This window comes from Paractinoplanes rhizophilus (genome assembly GCF_042664765.1).
In the GTDB taxonomy this organism is placed as follows: Bacteria; Actinomycetota; Actinomycetes; order Mycobacteriales; family Micromonosporaceae; genus Actinoplanes; species Actinoplanes rhizophilus.
The window spans coordinates 73,055-91,254 of the sequence record NZ_JBHTBJ010000009.1; the positions used below are offsets into that span (position 1 = coordinate 73,055).

Genomic DNA, 18,200 nt, shown 5'->3' on the forward strand with positions numbered 1-18,200 from the left:
CCGCAATGGCGGGCCGCCCCTTGTCTGCCGTTCGGGTCACTCCCAGGGCGTCCCCGGGCGGCGGCGCCGGGTCAGCGCCATCACGGTGAGGCCGGCCAGCATCAGCACCACCGCGGCGCCCAGGAAGGCGACGGTGTTGCTGCCGGTCAGCGCCAGCACGCCGCTCTTCTGCTGGGTGGTGGTCCGCGCGGCCACCTGCTCGGCGGTCGGCGGCTCGAGGCCCGAGTTCAGCTGGCCGTCGTCGCTGGTGTAGGTGATGTCGTCCCCCTCGTCGGCGGCGGCCGCCGCCGAGCTCTTGCTCGCCTTCGGCTTCGCTTCCGAGGTCTCCGCGCGCCGGGTGTCGTCGCTCGCGGTGTCGTCGTCCGTCGCCGTGGCGTCGCTTTCTTCGGTACGGGTGGAGGACGGCGCCTTCGTCTTCGAGGTGGATTCGGCCTTCTTCGTCCCGGTCGTCGTGCCCGGCTTCTTGGTCGTCGGGGTCGCCTTGGGGGTGAAGTCGTCCTTGGTGGTCGGCTGGGTGGCCTTGGTCGTCGGGGCGGTGGTGGCCGGCGCGGTGGTCGGGGCGTTGGTCGCGCCGCCGCCGTTGTTGCCACCGTTGTCGTTGCCGCCGCCGGTGTTCCCGCCGTTGTTGGCGCCACCGCCGTTGTTGTCGCCGCCACCGCCGGTGTTGCCGCCGTTGTTGTCGCCGCCGCCGTTGTTGGCGCCGCGAACCTGGATGCGGACGGCGTCGAGGGCCGGCGTCTCGTTGGCCCGCTCCATCATCGGGATGCGGTGCGAGCCGTCACCGGCCCACGAGGCGCACTGGGCGGTGCCGATGGCCGGCATGCCGGGCACCTCGATGGTCACCGTGTCGGGGGCCTTGCCACCCTTGCTGTCCTCGGTCGCCACGAAGAAGGCGGGGACCGGCGACGGGTCGGGCGCCTCCCGCGTGCTGGTCAGCATTCGGCAGGCGGTGTGGAAGTGGCCGCGGTTGATGCCGTTCTGCAGCACCGAGCTCTCCACGTAGTACCCGCCCTTGCCGGCCGCGAGGAACCGGTCGCGGATCAGGTTCCGCGTGCTGACCTTGAGCGTGAACGGCGTGTTGACCGTGACCGTACGGGGCGCCTGGGTGATCAGCAGCGAGGGGTTGTTGGCCGCGGAGCTGACCTCACCGAACTCGGTGGAGACGCAGCGGTCGCCCTTCTGGAAGCCGTCGTGCCCCTCGAGTTTGGAGTCCACGCACGTGTCGGTCAGGATCACCTGGCCGTTGACCACCTTGCCGGCGCCGCTGCCCTCGGGGGCGTCGTTCTCGGCGGCGCTGGAGATGGTGGTGAACGCGACGACGGCGCCCAGCGCGGCGATGACCGCACCGACCGCGAGGAGCCGCCGGTTGCCGCCGGATGGTGCGGCAGCACGGCGGTAAGCCGACCTACGCATGCGCGATACCTCATTTTTCCGAAGAATTTCGTCCGGCCCCTGAAATCCGGTCCTCGAACGGTATGAGGCACGCCGCGAAATAGCAATTCAAGCAGCGAATTTGATGAATTCTTGTCCCAAACTTAAAGAAGAAATATGCCGCCGCCCGCGAACCCCGAGCATCCTCCGAACGGACGATGCCCGGGGGTTCAACAAGATCACGAGATTTTTGGCTGACCTGCGAACTTAGATGAGTGGCGATCTACGGACCGTCACCGCCCCGCTGCGCCCTTCAATGTAACCCAAGATCGGCTTCCGGTGCCGCAAAAGAACCTGTGAGTGTCGCCGGCTAATTGCTCGGCCAAAGGCCACGCGATTCATATGCCTTTCGCAGGGCCGGCAGATCGTCGGTCATGATCCCGTCCACCCCGAGGTCGATCAGCCGCATCATCTCGGCCGGGTCGTCGATGGTCCACACGTGCACCTGCAGGCCCAGCCGGTGGCAGCGATCGACGAACCGGCGGTCGACCACGGTGATCCGTCCGTGCCGCACCGGCACCTGGGCCGCCACCGCCGAGGCCGGCAGCCGCAGCGGCGCCCCGGTCCACGCGGCCAGCCGCAGCAGCGCCACGGCCCGCATGCCCAGCGAGGTGGCGACCCGCGGCCCGGCCAGCCGGCGCAGCTCGGCCAGCCGCGCGTCGCTGAACGACGCGAGCAGCACCCGGTCCTCGGCGCCGGCCCGGCGGACCGTCGTGACCGTGGGCTCGGCGCTGCGGCCGGCCTTCACGTCAATGTTGAAGCGCACGTCCGGCCAGGCGTCGAGGGTCTCGTCGAGGCGCGGGATCGCCGCCGCGCCGGCCACCCGGACCGTGGCGAGATCGGCCCAGCGCAGGTCGGCGACCCGCCCGGGGTGGCCGGTCAGCCGGGCCAGCGTGTCGTCGTGGAAGACGACCGGGACGCCGTCGGCGGTGGCGTGCACGTCGGTCTCGATGTACCGGAAACCCAGCCGGATCGCGCGCGCGAACGCCTCGGCGGTGTTCTCGTCGCCGACCGCCGCCCCGCCGCGGTGGGCGAAGGCCAGGGGCGTGGGCGCATCCAGGTAAGGGAGCACGCCGGGATCGTACGGCGTCGGCGCGGCGACCGGCCGCGGCGGTATTCACCGGAAACGTCCAATTTGAGGTAAATAACCCGGACTCGCTTACGCGGCTCTGCGCGCTGTCCTACCTTGAGGCACGTCCAAGTGGGGCAAATCATCCGAAATGGAGCGCAGAACTGTGGTCTCATCACGAGTCGCTCGAGGCGGGCTGATCGCCGCCCTCGCCCTTTCCATAGCGGGGGGCGTCGCGCCCTCCGGCGCGTTCGCGGCGGACGGCGAACCGCTGATCAACTACCCGACCTTCGCCGGCGCCTCCAAGACGCTGGAACGCAACGGCAGTGCCGACATCCTCACCTCGTCCGGCCGCCTACACCAGCGCATCCTGCGGCTCACCGCGGGCGGGTACCGGCAGGTCGGCTCGGCCTGGTCGCGGAAGAAGCTCGACCTGAACGAGTCGTTCGAGTCGGTCTTCAAGGTCTATCTGCACCACTTCCGGCCGGGCGCGGACGGCATCGCGTTCCTCGTGCAGGACGACGGCCCGCGGGCGCTCGGCGGCTGGGGCGGCGGCCTCGGCTACCGCAGCATCAAGCACAGCGTCGCGGTCGAGTTCGACACATTCCAGAACTCCACCGACCCGAGCAACAACCACCTCGCCGTGGTGATGGGCGGCAACCCGGACCAGCACTCGGCCGTCGGCGAGCCGTCGATCCCGCTGTACGGCCGGCCGTTCTGGGCCCGGGTGAACTACGACGCCGGCAGCAACGCCCTGCGCGTCTACGTCAAGTCGCTGCGCGCGGGCGCCACCGAGGAGCTCGCCCTGGAGACCACCGTCGACCTGGCCGGCGAGGTCGGCTCGGACACGGCCTGGGTCGGCTTCACCGCGGGCACCGGCAACGCCCTCTCGAAGCAGGACATCTACTCGTGGACGGTCGACGGCGCCGGCGCCTGATCGACCTCATCGCGGCCGGGGCCCCGGACGGGCGCCGGCCGCGCCTCCGGCACCACCTCGCAGCACCCCACTGAGCCTTGGAGAACTGCCATGTCCACGGTCCCCTACGTCAGCCCATCGGCCGGAACGGAGACCGAGATACCCCAGGTGGTCGTCCCGTCGGGCGAGCCCCTGGTCAGCGTCGTCGTCCCGGCGCTCAACGAGGCGCGGAACCTGCCGTACGTGCTGGCCCGCCTGCCCGAGGTCGACGAGGTGATCCTGGTCGACGGCGGGTCCACCGACGACACCGTCGGCGTCGCCCGCCGCCTCATGCCCGGCATCCGGGTCGTCCGGCAGAACCGCCGGGGCAAGGGCAACGCGCTGGCCTGCGGCTTCGCCGCCGCGACCGGCGACATCCTGGTGATGATCGACGCCGACGGATCGACCGACCCCACGGAGATCCCGAGCTTCATCGCGGCGCTGCGCGGCGGCGCCGACTTCGCGAAGGGCTCGCGGTTCCGCGGCTCCGGCGGCAGCGCCGACATCACCCGGCTGCGCCGGGCCGGCAACAAGTGCCTGAGCGTGCTGGTCAACACGCTGTTCCGCACCCGGTACAGCGACCTCTGCTACGGCTACAACGCCTTCTGGGCCCGGCACCTCGACGTCTTCGGCCTGGACAGCACGACGCCCGCGCCGCCGAGCGGCGGCGGCCGGCTCTGGGGCGACGGCTTCGAGATCGAGACCCTGCTCAACCTGCGCGCGGCCCGCGCCCGGCTGCGCATCGTCGAGGTGGCCAGCTTCGAGCAGGCGCGCATCCACGGCGAGAGCAACCTCAACGCGATGACCGACGGCCTGCGCGTGCTGCGGACCATCGCCCGGGAATGGCCGCGGCGCGACCGGCCGGCGTGGCGGCCGGCCCGCCTCGCGGAGCGGGCGCGGTGAGGATCGGCGTCGTCACCAGCGCGTACCACCCCGACGTCGGCGGCGTCGAGACGCACTGCCGCCGGCTCTGCGCGGCCCTGGCGGCGGGCGGCGACGAGGTCGAGGTGCTGACCCAGCACGGCACCGCGGCCGAGGAGATCCTCGACGGGGTGCTGGTCCGCCGCTTCCCGCTGACCGTGGCCGCCCCGAACTACCGTTTCTCCCGGGCGCTGTGGCCGTGGCTGCGCGCCAACGCCGGCCGGTACGACCTGCTGCACGCGCACAGCTACCACGCCCTGGCCGCGCTGCCGGCCGCGCTCTCCAACGACACGCCGCTGGTCTTCACCCCGCACTACCACGGCACCGGGCACAGCCTGCTGCGCGCGGCATTGCACCCGATCTACCGCCCGGTGGGCCGCCGGATCGTCGCCCGGTCGGACCGGCTCATCTGCGTCACCCGGGCCGAGCGCGAGCTGCTCGTCCGTCACTTCCCGGAGGCCGCCGGCCGGATGGTGGTCATCCCGAACGGCACCGACCCGGTGCGCGTGGCCGAGGCCGCGCCCGCCGACCGGACCGGGCGCAGCATCCTCTGCATCGGGCGGCTCGAGCGCTACAAGCGGGTCGACCGGGTCATCCGGGCGATGGTCCACCTGCCCGCCGACCACCGGCTCGACGTGGTCGGGTCGGGCCCGGCCCGCGAGGAGCTGGAGCAGGTGGCCGGCCGGTTGGGCCTCGGGCGGCGGGTGGTGTTCCACGGCCGGCTCGCCGGCGACGCGTTCGCGGTGCGGATGACGGTGGCGGCGGCGGCCGTCTCGGCCTCCGGCCACGAGGCGTTCGGCATGGCGGTCGCGGACGCGCTGACCGCGGGGATCCCGACCGTGGCGTCGTTCATCCCGGCGCACCGCGAGCTGGCCGCGATGGCCGGCGACGGGGTTCCGGTGTGGCTGGTCAACCCGGACGACGAGGTCGCCCTGGCCGGCGCGCTGCGGGTCGCGGCGTCCACCCGGCGGGTCGGGCACGGCAGCAACGCCCTGCCGACCTGGAGCGATGTGGTGCTGTCCACCCGGGAGGTGTACGCGAGCGTCGCGCCCCGGACCCGGCTGATCCAGCAGGGAGTGGGCGATCGATGATGCTGACCGCGGTCCGGCCGTCCCCGGCCGGCATCTCCCCGAAGGCACCCGGCACGACGCAGGCGATGGCCTGCGCCGCCACTCTCACCGCCGCCGGGGTGGCCGGGGCGGCGGCGCTGGTCACCGCGGACCGGTCCGCCGAATGGGGACGAGACCCGTTCGGCTGGTTCTGGCTCGGCATGCTGGTCTTCACCCTGCCGGCCGTCTGGTGGGCGGGCCGCCGCGGCACCGGCCCGCTGCTGCGGGTCGCCGTGCTCGTCGCGTACGCCTGCTTCACCTACCTGCCGAAACTCCTGCGCAACCCGACCGGCCCGCGGTACCACGACGAGTTCGCGCACTGGCGGCAGAGCCGCGGGATCCTGCTCGACGGCCACCTCTTCGACCCCAATCCGATCGTCCGGGTGATCGGCGACTTCCCCGGCCTGCACGCCACGGTGGCCGCCGTCTCCGCGCTGACCGGCGCGTCGGTCTGGCGCGCCGCGCTGCTCGTGCTCATCGCCGCCCACGTGCTCGTGGTGCTGGGCGTGGCGGTCCTCGCCGAGGAGATCTGGCGGGACCGGCGGACCGCGGCGGTGGCCGCGATCGCGTACACGTTGAACAGCTCTTTCCTGTTCTTCGACACCCAGTTCGGGTACGAGTCGCTGGCGATCCCCCTGATGATCTGGACGCTCGTGGCGCTCCTGCGGGCCATGGCGGACCGCGGCGCCGGCTGGATCCTCGCCGCGCTGGTGCTCGCGGCGGCTACGGTCGTCACCCACCACCTCACCGCGCTCGGCCTGATCGCGATCATGATCGTCTTCTCGGCCGCGATCACCGGCCGCCGCGGGGCCGCCCCGGCCGCCTGGACCGGGTGGGCGCTCACGGTCGCCGCCGCCGGCCTGGTGACCGGCTGGCTCTGCTGGGTCGCGCCGAAGACCGCCGGCTACCTCGACCCCTACCTCGGCAAGGCGCTCGGCCAGATCGCCGGCCTGGTCCACGACAGCGGGTCGGGCGGGCGCACGCTGTTCCAGCAGTCGGTCGCGCCCTGGTGGGAGCAGAAGGCCGCGTTCGCCGCGCCGGTCCTCGCCCTGGCCGCCATGATCCCGGCGGCGTGGCGGCTGCGCCGGCGCCGGGCCGCCGATCCGCTCCGCCGCGGATTCGCGGCGGCGGCGCTGGCGATCGGCCTCTGCTACTTCCCGGCCGCCGTCCTCATCCTCACCCCGTCCGGCGCCGAGGGCGCGCGCCGCTCGTGGGCGTTCAGCTATCTCGGGATCGCCCTGGTCGTCGCCCCGCTGGTGGTCGCCCTGCTGGACCGGGCCGCCCGGGTCGCGGGGCCCGCGCTGGTCGCGCTGGTCGCGGTGATGCTGGTCGGCAACACCGCCGCCGGGATGAACCCGTCCTACCGCTTTCCCGGCCCGCCCGCGTACGGCTCCGACACCCGCTCGCTCACCCCCGAGGTGGTCGCCGCCTCGAACTGGCTGCGCGCCACCCAGGGCCGCGACCTGCGCATCGTCGCCGACCGTTACGCCGGGCTCATCTTCGGCTCGTCCGGCGGGCAGTTCCCGGTCACCGGCTCGGTCACCTTCCCCACCTACGAGCTCTACCTCGCGCAGCCCGGCACGCCGGTGCCGCCGGCCCTCATCGCCCAGCTGAGCTCGTGGAACTTCGAATACCTGATCGTCGACCGGCGGATGGCCCGGGAGGTGCCGGAGATCGGCATCTACTTCGAGACCAACGAGCCGATCCGGCACAACGGGCGGCCGGCCTTCACGCTCGGTCAGCTCACCAAGTTCGACCACTTGCCCTGGACCATCAAGATCTACGACAGCGGGGACATCGCGATCTACCGCTTCGACTTCGAGGTCGCCTCGTGACGACCCCGCGGTTGCTCGGCGCGGCCGGCGTCTGCCTCGGCGCGCTCGCGTTCGGCGAGCTCACGCTCGGCCGGTCCGGACCGATGGGGATCTTCCTGGCCGGTGCGCTGTTCGCGATCGGGGAGCTGTGGTCGCGCGTGCTGATCCGCCCGGCGCCGCCGGCGCTCCTCCGGCTCGGCCTCGGCGCGACGGCCGGCCTGATCGGCCTTCCGCTGGTCGCGCTGGTGCTGCACCTGGCTGGCGTGCCGATCCGGGCGCTCTCGCTGACCGCCGGGCTGGCCGTGCTGACGGCCGGGCTCGGCGGGGTGGCGCTGCTGCGGGAACGGTCCGGCGCCGCGGTGGCCGATCCGCGCTTCGCGCGCACGCTCGCCGCGGTGGCGATTCCGGGGGTGGTCGCGCTGGTCGTGGGAGGTGCGGCCACTTTCGCGTACGTCCGGATGCCGCACCCGCCGGAACCCGGCTTCACCAGCGTGGCGCTGGGCGGCTGGGCCGCCGGCATCGCGCGTCCGGTGACCATCCCGGCCGGCGGCCTGGACGTGCCGATCCGCGTCTCCAGCGCCGGCCGCCCACCCGCCGTCGAGCCGCTCGCGGTACGCATCGGCGACCGGCCCGCCGGCCCGCCGCAGCCGGTGGAGGTCGCCGCGGACAGCACCCGCGCGGTCCGGGTGCACGTGCCCGCCCCGCCGGGCGCCGGCCTGCATCGCGTCGAGATCAGCCTGGGCGCGGCGAGCACCGTCTTCTATGCCCGCGGTCGCGGCGCAGCCCCGCACGGGCGGGCTTGTGGGGCCGGGCCTTGCTAGGCCGGGTCGGGCGCGACTCGCTGGCCCGCAACAGCGTCCTCATCATGGCGAGCACCGTCGGCACCAGCGGGCTCGGTTATCTCTACTGGATGGTCGCGGCCCGCGAGCTGCCCCGCCCCGCGATCGGCACCGCCACCGCGCTGATCTCCGCGGCCACGATGGTCAGCATGATCGCCAACCTCGGCCTCGGCCACATGTTCATCCAGCGCCTGCCCGGCGTGCCCGCCGCCGCCTGGTCCCGCATCGTCAGCGCCGGCCTGCTCCTCGGCTGCGCCGCCACCGCGGCCGCCGCGGTGGCCGCCGTGCTCGTGCTGCCCCGGCTGGCCGGCAACTTCGGCTTCCTGCACGAGCCGGCCGGCGCCGCCGCCCTGGTCGCCACGGCGGTCGCCCTGACCGCGTCGATGCTGCTCGACTACGTCTTCGTGGCGCATCGGGCGAGCCAGGGCATGCTCTGGCGCAACCTCGCCCTGGCCGGCGGCAAGGTCGTGGTCCTGCTCGCCCTGACCGGCGCCGGGTTCGCCACCGCGTGGGCGGTCGTGCTGGCCTGGACCCTTCCCTCGCTGGCGGTCACCGGGTACACGCTCAGCCGCAGCCTGCCCCGCCTGCGCCCGGGATACCGGCTGGCCGGCGCGGGCCTGGCCGGCGAGCTGCGGCACGTACGCGGCTCGCTCACCGGTCACCACCTGATCAACCTGGCCCAGGCCGGCCCGAGCGCGGTGCTCCCGGTGCTGGTCACCGCCCGGCTGGGCGCCGCCGACAACGCCCACTTCTACATGGCCTGGATGACCGCGTCGGTGCTGTTCATGGTGTCGCCGGCGGTGGCTTCCGCGCTGTACGCCGAACGCACCAACGCCGCCGAACCCACCAACGCCGCCGAACCCACCAACGCCGCCGGCCGCTCCGCCTCGCTGCCGCGGGCCGCCCTGGTCGTGCTGGTCGTCATCGGCGGCCCCGCGGCCGGCCTGTTCCTGGCCGGCGGCGGGATCCTCGCGCTGTTCAGCCCGGCCTACGCGGCCGGCGGCGGGCTCCTGCTCAAGATCCTGATTCTGGCCGCGATCCCGGACGCGATCACCAACCTGGCCGTCGCGCACTGGCGCTCCCAGGGCGCGCTGCGCCGCTGCCTGCGCCTGAACCTGCTGATGGCCGCCGCCTGCCTGGCCCTGACCTGGCTGTGGCTGCCGTCGATGGGCATCGAGGCGGCCGGCTTCGCCTGGCTGACCGGCCAGTCCGCCGGCGCGCTGATCGTGGTCGCCCACGCCGGCCACGCCCGGCTCGTCCGCCGCGCCACGTCCGGCCCGATGCCCCGGCCGTGGCCGGCGCATGCCCCGCGAGCGCCGCTGCACCCGGTCGTGCGCGGGCCGGCCATGCGGGTGGGCAACCGGAACCGCCGCCCGTCGCCGTACTCCCGACCCCGTTCCCGAACCCGGAGGGCTCCGTGAGGATTCTTCAGCTGGCCAATCTCTACGCGCCCGTGATCGGCGGGCTCGAGCGCAGCATCGCCACCAGCAGCGAGGAGCTGGTGCGGCGCGGGCACGAGGTGACCGTGCTCACGCTGGCCACCGCCGCGGCGCGGGACGGCGAGACCCGCAACGGCGTGCGCGTCGTCCGGGCCCGCAGCGTCGCCACCACACTGCTGCCCGGGATGAACCGGGACCCGGGCAAGCCGTTCCACCCCACCGCGCCCGACCCGCTCACCGTCGCGGACATCCGGCGCGAGCTGTGCGGCGGCGGCTACGACGTCGTGCACAGCCACGACTGGCTCATGTACTCCTACCTTCCGCTGCGCTACCGCCGGGAGGGGCGGCCGCACGTGCACACCGCGCACGACTTCGGCCTCGCCTGCGTCAAGAAGACGTACGCGCGCGACGGCGGCGGATGCCGGCCGGGCCCACGGCTGTCGCGCTGCGTGTCCTGCGCGGCCGGGCAATACGGGCGGCCGCGGGCGGCGGCGCTGACCGCGGCGCTGCGGGCGCACCGGCACCACGGCATCGACGCGCTGACTGCGATCTCGCCGTCGGTGGCCGAGGCGCTCGACCGCGCCCGCCTTCCCGCGGGCCTGCCGGTGCGGGTGGTGTCGAGCCTGGTGCCGGACGGGCTGGACGAGCTGGCGCGCAACACGGCCCGGCCGAAGTGGCTGCCCGGCCGGCCGTACCTGCTGTTCGTGGGGGCGCTCGGGCCGCACAAGGGCGTGGACGTGCTGTTCACCGCGTACCGGAAACTGGCCCGCACCATGCGCGACGCGCCCGATCTGGTCTGCGTGGGCACGCGCCGCGCCGACACGCCGCCGATCCCGCCGGGCGTGCACGTGCGGCACGACGTGCCGCACGCCGAGGTGATGGCCGCCTGGCACGGCGCGGCGGCCGGGGTGGTGCCGTCGATCACGGAGGCCATGGGGCAGGTGGCGGTGGAGGCGCTGCTGGCCCGGACCCCGCTGGTCGCCTCCCGCACCGGCGGCCTCGCCGACATGATCCGCGACGGGGAGAGCGGCCTGCACGTCCCGCCGGGCGACGCCGAGGCCCTGCACGCGGCCCTGTCCCGGCTGCTCGCCGAGTCGGCGCTGGCCGATCGCCTGCGCGCGGCCGGATACCGGCGGGGGCTCGACTTCACCGCGGCCCGCGTGGTCCCGCAGATCGAGGAGATCTACCGTGCCTGCGTCGCCTGAGCCCGCCGAGCGTCCCGCCGCCCGGAAGCGGATCCTCATCGTCGGCTCCGGCTGGCGGTTCACCTCCGGGATCAGCTACTACACGTGCCGGCTCGCCAATGCCCTGCGCGGCCGCCACGACGTCGGCGTCATCCTCATGCGCCACCTGCTGCCGACGCGTCTCTACCCGGGACGCGCGCGGGTGGGCCGGCCGCTGAACGACCTCCGCTACGCCGCCGACGTGCCGGTCTTCGACGGCGTCGACTGGTGGGGGCTGCCCAGCCTCGCCGGCGCGGTCCGATTTCTCCGGAAGTTTCGGCCGGACGTGCTCGTCCTGCAGTGGTGGACCGGCGCGGTTCTCCATTCCTACCTGGTCCTCTGCCTGGCCGCACGGCTGACCGGCGCCCGGGTGGTGATCGAGTTCCACGAGGTGCAGGACACCGGTGAGGCCGCCCGCCGCTGGGCCGCGCGCTACGTCCGGAAGCTCATCAGACCCCTGCTGGGCGCGACCGCCGGCGTCGTCGTCCACTCACGCTTCGATCAGGAGGCGATCCGGCACACGTACGGCCTGAGCACCGTCCCCCAGGTGATCGCCCGGCACGGCCCGTACGATCACCACGAATCGACGGCCCGGCGGCCGGTCGCCCAGCGTGCGTCCCGTCGCCTGCTGTTCTTCGGCACGATCCGGCCCTACAAGGGCCTCGAGGATCTGATCGACGCCTTCGCGCTGCTGCCCGCCGACTGCCGGCTGACCGTGGTCGGCGAGACCTGGGAGGGCTGGCGGCTGCCGCTCGACATGATCGCCGTCTCGCCGGCCCGCTCGCGGATCGAGCTGGTGAACCGGTACGTGAGCGACGCCGAGGTGAACGAGTTCTTCGCCGCCGCCGACCTGGTGGTGCTGCCCTATCGGCGCAGCTCGGCGAGCGGCCCGCTGCACATCGCGATGAGCCACGGCCTGCCGGTCGTGGTGACCGCCGTGGGCGGCCTGGTCGAGGCGGCCGGCGACTATCCGGGCGTCCGCTTCGCCGAGCCCGGCGATCCGGCGGCCCTGGCCGCGGCGATCGTTGCCGCGTTCCCGCTGATCGGAACCCGGCACGCCGATCCGTGCTCGTGGCAGAACACGGTCGACGCCTACGAGAAGCTGCTCACCCGGATCGGCGTCATGCCGCCCGCTGTCGCTGTTGATGAGGCGCCGCGGCTCGATGAGGTGCCGCGTGTTGACGACGTGCCGTGTCCTGACGACGTGCCGTGTCCTGATGAATTGCCGCGCGCACCGCACCCCGGCTCATCGATGGTGAATTCGCGCGCCCGCCGCACGCCCACCCGGCAGCGCTGAAACACGACGCCGCCGCACCCGGATCCGGAAGCGGCGGCGTGTTTCGGTGGAGTGCCCGGTCAGTCGGTGCAGCGCCCGGGCAGTCGGTGCGGTGGCCGGTCAGGAGGTGGCGATCCGCACGTCGTCGAACCAGACCGTGCCGGTGTTGGCGCCCGACTTGAGGTGCACCTGCAGGCTGGCCGCGCCGGCCGGGGCCACGCCGTCCACCGAGAGCCTCCGCCAGCCGGTGGTGCCGGTCGGCAGCGACGCCGACGAGCTGCCGCCGAGCCACTTGTCGTCGATGTCGAACCAGCTCAGCGCGATCTGGGTGGCCCCGGTCGCCGCGTTGCCCCGTGCCCACACCTCGCCGTGCCACTTCTGGCCGGGCCGCACCGGAGTGATCGGGGCGACGCGGAACGACGGCGAGCCGGCCGAGGTCTTGCCGGTGTTCGTGAGCGCGACCGACCATTTGCCGCTGTGCGCCGCGCTCGTCGTCTTGACCGCCAGGCCGAGCTCCGGCATGAACGCGCGCCACGGGGTGCGCCCGGCGGCGTTCTCGAAGCCGTTGTCGGTCAGCGTGGCCGGCATCGCCGTGCCGGTCCAGGCCGCCTTCACCACGGCCGCGGCCGGCTTCGCCGTGCCGTTCGTGCGGTACAGGCCGTAGTGGTACTGGGCCGGAAGCTCGGCCACCGCCGAGTCGGGGATCGTGCCGGGCGCGAAGTCGGTCAGCGTCCACGGCGCCACCGAGCGGACGCCGGCGGCGCCGGCGGCCGCGAAGACGCGCGCCAGGAACGCGGCCTGCTCGCCCTCGGTGTTCTGCAGCGTGTTGAGGCCGGTCTCGCCGATCACGATGGGGGCCGGCGAGACCGCGGCCTGCGCCTGGCGGATCATCGCGAGCGCCCGCTCGGAGTTGCCGTAGAAGTGGAAGTCGTAGTAGTCGATCGGGGTCGACGCCAGCGCCGACTTGATCTCGGCCATGCCGGCGGCGCCGGCCGTGCCGTTCACCGAGAAGGTCAGCGGCATGGTGGGGAACGCCGAGCGCATGGCGGGCACCATCTTCCGGGCCCAGCCGACCTTGGCGGCGTCGGTGGCGTCGAACTCGTTCTGCAGCTCCACCGAGATGACCCTGGGGTCGTTCCGGTACGGCTTGAGCAGCGCGGTGGCCCAGGCGGTGCTGCCGGCCACGTCGGCGTAGCCGTCCCACCAGTCGAAGAGCGTGAGCTTGACGCTCAGCTTGTGCGCGGCGGCCAGCTTGACGAAGGTGGCCAGCCGGTCGGTGTAGGCGGTGCTCGGCGCCGGGTAGCCGAACGTGGCCGGGAAGACGATGGCCCGCACGCCGGTCGCGCCCATCGCCTGCGCCTTGGCCAGGTCGGCGTCGACCTTGGTGGCGTCGAAGCCGCTCCACATCCGCGACCAGCCGGCCGTCGATGGGTAGTAGTTGACCACCTTGGCCGTCTTGACGGCGGCGAGCCGGGTCGCGAGCGTCGGGGTCGTCGCGGCCTTGACCACCGGCTTGGCGGCGGGCTTCTTGACGGCGGGTTTCCTGGCAGCGGGCTTCTTGACGGCCGGTTTCTTCGCGGTGGGCTTCTTGGCAGCGGGCTTCTTGGCGGTGGCCGGCTTGGTGGCGGACCTGGCGGCCGCGGCCTTGGCGGCGGGCTTGGCCGCCTTGGCGACGGCCGGGGTGGTGGGAAGGACAAGGCCCAGCATGACCGTCGAGGCGATGACCGCGGCGCGGCGGCGGGAGAGCTTCACTCGGGGGGCCCTTCGTCAGGTATCGGTTCGCAAGCGGTACCTCCCATCGGCGAGTTGCATATCGGTATCGAGGGTTGTTGATTGCATCGACGGTGCGGCTCGGTGGCAGGACGGTTGCCCGCACCAACAACGGCCCGACGAGCGGTTTCTCTTCGTGGGACGGAACCGCGGTGCCGTGGTGAGGTTCAGTACCGTCGATCCATGGGGAGCGAGCCGACCGCCGGGGCACTGCTCGCCGCGGGAAGCGAGGCCCTCGTCGAGGCCGCGTTCCGCACCGGTGACTACCTGCCCGCCCGCCAGCTGCTGGAGGCCGCCCGGCTGCGGGCGCACGAGACCCGCGACCGGACGGCCGAGGCCGCGGCGCTGACCCGGCTCGGCATGCTGCTGCACTTCCAGGCGCTCGGCGGCGACCTCGCCCGGGCCGACTGGGCCGCCGAGGAGCGGCTGTTCCAGCAGGCGCTCGCCATCCAGCGCGACGCCGACGACCCGGCCGGGGCGGCCGAGGCGCTGTTCGGGCTCGGGCTCGTGCATCAGGTGCTGCGCGGCGACTGGCAGACCGCGATCCCGTTCTACCGCGAGGCGCTCACGCTGGCCGAGCGGTACGCCGACGAGATGGTGCGCTCCGAGGTGCACCGGCACATCGGCTTCTACTACGTCTACGCGGCCGGCGACCCGGTCCGGGGTCTGCGGCATCTGCGCATGTCGCAGGTGCTGCGGGAGCGGTACGGCGATCCGCGGCGGGTCGCCACCGGGACGCTCGCGCTCGGCGAGGCCGAGCTGGCCGCCGGCAACCGGCCCGAAGCGCTGCGCCTGCTGCGCGAGGCGGTGCACCAGGCGCGGTCGGCCGGGCTGAGCGCGCAGCGGATGGGGTGGGCCGCGCGGGCCCTGCACGACGCGCTGGACCCCGGCTCTAGAGATCCTTGATCATCTGCTCGGAGGCCAGGCTCATGTCGAGGGAGTCGGCGAAGGCCAGCGCTTCCGCGCGGCCGGGGATGCTCAGGCCGATCCGGGGGACGCCGTGCCGGGCCAGCTCGGCCTCGATCGCGGCGATCATCCGCCGGCCCAGGCCCCGGCGGCGCCGCTCCGGGTCGACCTCGAGATGCAGGATCAGGCCGATCGCGGGCCGGTCGGGGGTCGGCAGCGAGGTCCAGATCCAGCCCGCCTCCCGCCCCCGCACGTGCGCGGTGTGCAGCAGGATGCCCTCGGTGGCCACGCCGGCGGGCGCTATCCGGCCGGCCGTCCGCAGCGCCCGCTCGGTGGTGGCGGACGGGTCGCGCACCAGTGCGAACGGGTCGCCGGCGGCGAGGGCGGCGACGTGCTCCTCGTACGCCTGCTGGGTCATCGGCGCCAGCGTGACATCGCCGTCGCCGTCGCCGGCCGCCCGGAGCTCGGGCGCAACGATCGGGCGGGTGCGCACCTGGCCCAGGATGCGGTACCCGAGCCGCTGGTAGAGGCGGCGGGCGCCGACGTTGTGCCCGAACACGTGCAGGCCGACCTGCCGTACGCCGCGGGCGGCCAGGTCGGCCTCGGCGGCGGCGATCATCCGGCGGCCGTAGCCACGGCCGCGCAGCCCGTCGGCGACCTCGATCTCGGAGATCCAGGCCATGCCGGGGTAGACGGTGCCCGGCATCGACACCCACAGGAAGCCGACCTCGTCGCCGTCGTCGACCGCCTTGCGCAGCAGCTGCCCCTCGGTGGCGACGCCGTCGGGCAGGCCGGCGCCGATCTGGTGGGCGGACTGCTCCAGCGCCCGGTCGGGGTCGACCCCGAAATTCCGGGCGACGTCGCGGGCATAGTTCGCCGCCATCGCCGGGCGCCGGGTCTCGAGCTCGGCCGGCGTGAGATCGATCAGCTCCAGCCCCATGAGCGTGAACTCTCTCACGTCCGGCTCCGGCCGGCACCCGGCTGTCCAGCCTTCGTCGGATGCCCGACTGATCGATGATGGTCAGTGCTCCGGCTTGTACCTTGACCGGCAGACACGCTGGTCATAGGGGGCGGCCTTGACCCAGCACACGTCCTACCATCCGGGCACCTCCTACCATCCGGTCGTCGGCATCGATCTCGGCACCACCTCCTGCACGATGTCGGTCTGGAACGGGCGCGAGCCGGTGGTCGTCCCCGGCCCGCTTCGCTCGGTCGTGGCGCAGAACGACGCCGGCCAGATCGTCGTCGGGCGCGAGCCCGAGCGCGACGCCCAGCCGGTGATCGCCGGCGTCAAGCGGGAGCTCGGCAGCGATGAGCGGGTCCGCCTGCGCGGCCGACAGTACCGCCCGCCCGAGATCTGCGCGTTCCTGCTGATCGAGCTCAAGCGGCGGGCCGAGGCGTTCCTCGGCGGCCCGGTCCACGACGCCGTCATCACCGTCTCCGGCTCGGCCGGCGAGCCCCAGCGCCGCGCCATCCGCGAGGCGGCCGGCCTGGCCCAGCTCAACGTGCGCCGACTGCTGGACGACCCGGTCGCGGCCGCCGTCGCGCTGGGCCCGGACGACCGCGAGCGCACCTATGCCATCTACGACCTGGGCGGGGGCACCTTCGAGACCGCGATCGTGCGGATCAACGCCGAGGGCGTGGCGGTGCTCGGCGGGGCCGGCGACCCCCGGTTGGGCGGCGACGACTTCGACGAGCGCATCGTCGGGTACGCCCTGCGGCAGATCCGCGAGCGGCACCACGTCGACCTGAGCCGCGACGACCACGTCCGTGCCCGCATCCGGCGCGAGGCCGAGCGCCGCAAGCGGGAGCTGTCCACCGCCGAGCAAGCGGTCCTCGAGCTGCCGTCGCTGACCGCCACGGTGAGCGCGGGCGTCCCGCTGTCCCGCCGCGGCTTCGAGGCCATGATCGAGCCCGAGGTGACCAAGTCCCTCGGCCATCTCACCGCCGCCCTGGCCAACGCCCGGGCCGAGCACGGCATCGGCCGCGACGGCGTCGACCAGGTGGTGCTCTCCGGCTGCTCGACCCGCGTCCCGGCGGTCCGGGACCGGCTGTGCGGCTATTTCGGCCTGGGCGCCGGCGACATCCGCACCGACCTCGACCCCGGTCACCTGAACGCCATCGGCGCCGGCCTGATCGCCCGGGAGTTCGAGCCGGCCGTCGCCTTCGAGGGCTCCCGCCCCGGCCTGCTGGGCGCCAACCTGCGCCTGCGCGCCGAGATGGCCGATCCCAGCCCGGCCGCGCCGTCGACGTCGGCCGCCGGACCACCCGACCTGTTGCCGGGGGTCCCGGCCGAGACCCCCGCCGACTTCCGCCCGGTCGCCGACGCCACCCACCTGCTCCTGGTCCGCGACGGCGCGCGCCCGGCCCTGCGGGCCGCCTACCTGTCCTTCGTCGCGGCCATCCAGGCGGCCGCCCCCGACGCCCGCCTGGCCGAGCTGGGCGACCTGCTCACCGCGGAGTTCGCCCGGCTACGGTGAGCGCATGTTGATCAGCTGTGGCCTGCCCGTTTCCGGGGCGTGGGCCGCGCCCGCGTCGCTGGGCCGGTTCGCGCGGCTCGCCGAGGAGCTCGGATATCACGGACTGTGGTCGTTCCAGCGGCTGCTCGCCGGGCGCGAGCAGCACCTGGCGCCGGTCTACCGGAGCGTTCTCGACCCGATCGTGGCGCTCGGCTACGCCGCCGCGCTCACCGAGCGCGTCCGGCTCGGCGTGTCGGTGATCAACCTGCCGTACCTGTCGCCCGCCTATCTCGCGAAGCAGGCCGCGACCCTCGACGTGCTCTCCGGGGGACGCCACGACCTGGGACTGGGCACCGGCTGGTCGGAGCCCGAGTTCCGGGCGACCGGCTCGCGCCCCGGCCCGCGCGGCCGCCGCGTCGAGGAGTATCTCGCGGTGCTGCGCGCCCTCTGGACCGGCGAGGTGGCGGCGTTCGACGGCGAGCTCTACCAGGTGCCGCCGAGCACGATGCGGCCGCGGCCGGTGCAGGCGGGCGGCCCGCCGGTGCTGCTCGGCGGGACCGCGGACGCGGCGCTGCGGCGGGCCGGCCGGATCGCGGCGGGCTGGGTGACCAGCAGCCGCACCAGCCTGGCGGAGGTCGCGCGCGGCGCGCAGATCGTGCGCCGGGCCGCGGAGGAGGCCGGCCGCGACCCCGACCTGGTCCGCGTGGTGGTCCGCGGGACCGTGCGGGCCGGCCGGCGGGACGACGCGATGCCGCTGTCGGGGGACTGGGCGCAGATCCGCGGTGGCGCCCAGCTGTACGCCCAGGCGGGCGTGACCGAGCTCTTCTACGACCTGAACTGGGATCCGCTGATCGGCGGGCCGGACGCCGACCCGGTCGCCGCGGGGGAGCGGGCCGCGGAGATCCTCACCGCCCTCGCGCCGATCAACTTCGGGGAGTAGTGATGACGCCGGTCGAACTCCGGTAATCGCCGGGAATGGCGACCCAATC

At 73.7% G+C, this 18,200-nt stretch carries 15 protein-coding genes; 11 read left to right on the forward strand and 4 right to left on the reverse strand.

Going from position 1 to position 18,200, the window contains the following annotated elements:
• Window positions 1-36 precede the first annotated feature (36 nt).
• Window positions 37-1,413, reverse strand: coding sequence for a hypothetical protein (locus ACFQS1_RS15255; RefSeq protein WP_378968337.1), 1,377 nt, complete (start codon window positions 1,411-1,413; stop codon window positions 37-39).
• A 328-nt stretch (window positions 1,414-1,741) separates the two neighbouring features.
• Complete coding sequence (locus tag ACFQS1_RS15260) at window positions 1,742-2,503, reverse strand: glycerophosphodiester phosphodiesterase (RefSeq protein ID WP_378968339.1); 762 nt, start codon at window positions 2,501-2,503, stop codon at window positions 1,742-1,744.
• A gap of 163 nt (window positions 2,504-2,666) precedes the next feature.
• Between ACFQS1_RS15260 and ACFQS1_RS15265 the strand changes: the two genes are divergently transcribed.
• The 8 genes from ACFQS1_RS15265 to ACFQS1_RS15300 all read left to right on the forward strand — a co-directional run bounded on the left by ACFQS1_RS15265 (window position 2,667) and on the right by ACFQS1_RS15300 (window position 12,097).
• Window positions 2,667-3,437: an L-type lectin-domain containing protein gene (locus tag ACFQS1_RS15265; RefSeq protein WP_378968341.1), complete on the forward strand. Its 771-nt coding sequence runs from the start codon at window positions 2,667-2,669 to the stop codon at window positions 3,435-3,437.
• Window positions 3,438-3,527: 90 nt separating this feature from the next.
• Window positions 3,528-4,358, forward strand: coding sequence for a glycosyltransferase family 2 protein (locus tag ACFQS1_RS15270; RefSeq protein WP_378968343.1), 831 nt, complete (start codon window positions 3,528-3,530; stop codon window positions 4,356-4,358).
• Complete coding sequence (locus ACFQS1_RS15275) at window positions 4,355-5,467, forward strand: glycosyltransferase family 4 protein (protein WP_378968345.1); 1,113 nt, start codon at window positions 4,355-4,357, stop codon at window positions 5,465-5,467. The genes ACFQS1_RS15270 and ACFQS1_RS15275 overlap by 4 nt, the downstream gene beginning before the upstream one ends.
• Window positions 5,464-7,320 (forward strand): hypothetical protein, encoded by a 1,857-nt coding sequence (locus ACFQS1_RS15280; protein ID WP_378968347.1) that lies wholly within the window; start codon window positions 5,464-5,466, stop codon window positions 7,318-7,320. Before ACFQS1_RS15275 ends, ACFQS1_RS15280 begins: the two co-directional genes overlap by 4 nt.
• Window positions 7,317-8,120 carry a hypothetical protein gene (locus tag ACFQS1_RS15285; RefSeq protein WP_378968349.1) on the forward strand — a complete coding sequence of 268 codons (804 nt, stop codon included), beginning with the start codon at window positions 7,317-7,319 and terminating at the stop codon, window positions 8,118-8,120. The genes ACFQS1_RS15280 and ACFQS1_RS15285 overlap by 4 nt, the downstream gene beginning before the upstream one ends.
• 44 nt (window positions 8,121-8,164) lie before the next feature.
• Window positions 8,165-9,559, forward strand: a complete 1,395-nt coding sequence (locus ACFQS1_RS15290; RefSeq protein WP_378968351.1) for a lipopolysaccharide biosynthesis protein — start codon at window positions 8,165-8,167, stop codon at window positions 9,557-9,559.
• The gene (locus ACFQS1_RS15295; protein WP_378968352.1) at window positions 9,556-10,782 is read left to right on the forward strand and encodes a glycosyltransferase family 4 protein; all 1,227 of its coding nucleotides are present in this window, start codon (window positions 9,556-9,558) and stop codon (window positions 10,780-10,782) included. The genes ACFQS1_RS15290 and ACFQS1_RS15295 overlap by 4 nt, the downstream gene beginning before the upstream one ends.
• Complete coding sequence (locus ACFQS1_RS15300) at window positions 10,766-12,097, forward strand: glycosyltransferase (RefSeq protein ID WP_378968354.1); 1,332 nt, start codon at window positions 10,766-10,768, stop codon at window positions 12,095-12,097. Before ACFQS1_RS15295 ends, ACFQS1_RS15300 begins: the two co-directional genes overlap by 17 nt.
• Before the next feature lie 99 nt (window positions 12,098-12,196).
• Here ACFQS1_RS15300 and ACFQS1_RS15305 read toward each other — a convergent pair whose 3' ends face one another.
• Window positions 12,197-13,828 carry a glycoside hydrolase 5 family protein gene (locus ACFQS1_RS15305; protein ID WP_378968356.1) on the reverse strand — a complete coding sequence of 544 codons (1,632 nt, stop codon included), beginning with the start codon at window positions 13,826-13,828 and terminating at the stop codon, window positions 12,197-12,199.
• A 201-nt stretch (window positions 13,829-14,029) separates the two neighbouring features.
• On the opposite strand from ACFQS1_RS15305, the gene ACFQS1_RS15310 reads away from it, so the two are divergent.
• Entirely contained in the window at window positions 14,030-14,752 is a 723-nt protein-coding gene (locus ACFQS1_RS15310) for a tetratricopeptide repeat protein (RefSeq protein ID WP_378968358.1), read from the forward strand.
• Here ACFQS1_RS15310 and ACFQS1_RS15315 read toward each other — a convergent pair.
• Window positions 14,739-15,710 carry a GNAT family N-acetyltransferase gene (locus tag ACFQS1_RS15315; protein ID WP_378968360.1) on the reverse strand — a complete coding sequence of 324 codons (972 nt, stop codon included), beginning with the start codon at window positions 15,708-15,710 and terminating at the stop codon, window positions 14,739-14,741. The genes ACFQS1_RS15310 and ACFQS1_RS15315 overlap by 14 nt on opposite strands.
• 118 nt (window positions 15,711-15,828) lie before the next feature.
• Here ACFQS1_RS15315 and ACFQS1_RS15320 point away from each other — a divergent pair, with 118 nt between their 5' ends.
• Together ACFQS1_RS15320 and ACFQS1_RS15325 are read left to right on the forward strand one after the other, a co-directional pair.
• Window positions 15,829-17,232, forward strand: a complete 1,404-nt coding sequence (locus tag ACFQS1_RS15320; protein WP_378968363.1) for an Hsp70 family protein — start codon at window positions 15,829-15,831, stop codon at window positions 17,230-17,232.
• A 4-nt stretch (window positions 17,233-17,236) separates the two neighbouring features.
• The gene (locus ACFQS1_RS15325; RefSeq protein WP_378968365.1) at window positions 17,237-18,151 is read left to right on the forward strand and encodes a TIGR03619 family F420-dependent LLM class oxidoreductase; all 915 of its coding nucleotides are present in this window, start codon (window positions 17,237-17,239) and stop codon (window positions 18,149-18,151) included.
• Window positions 18,152-18,200 lie beyond the last annotated feature (49 nt).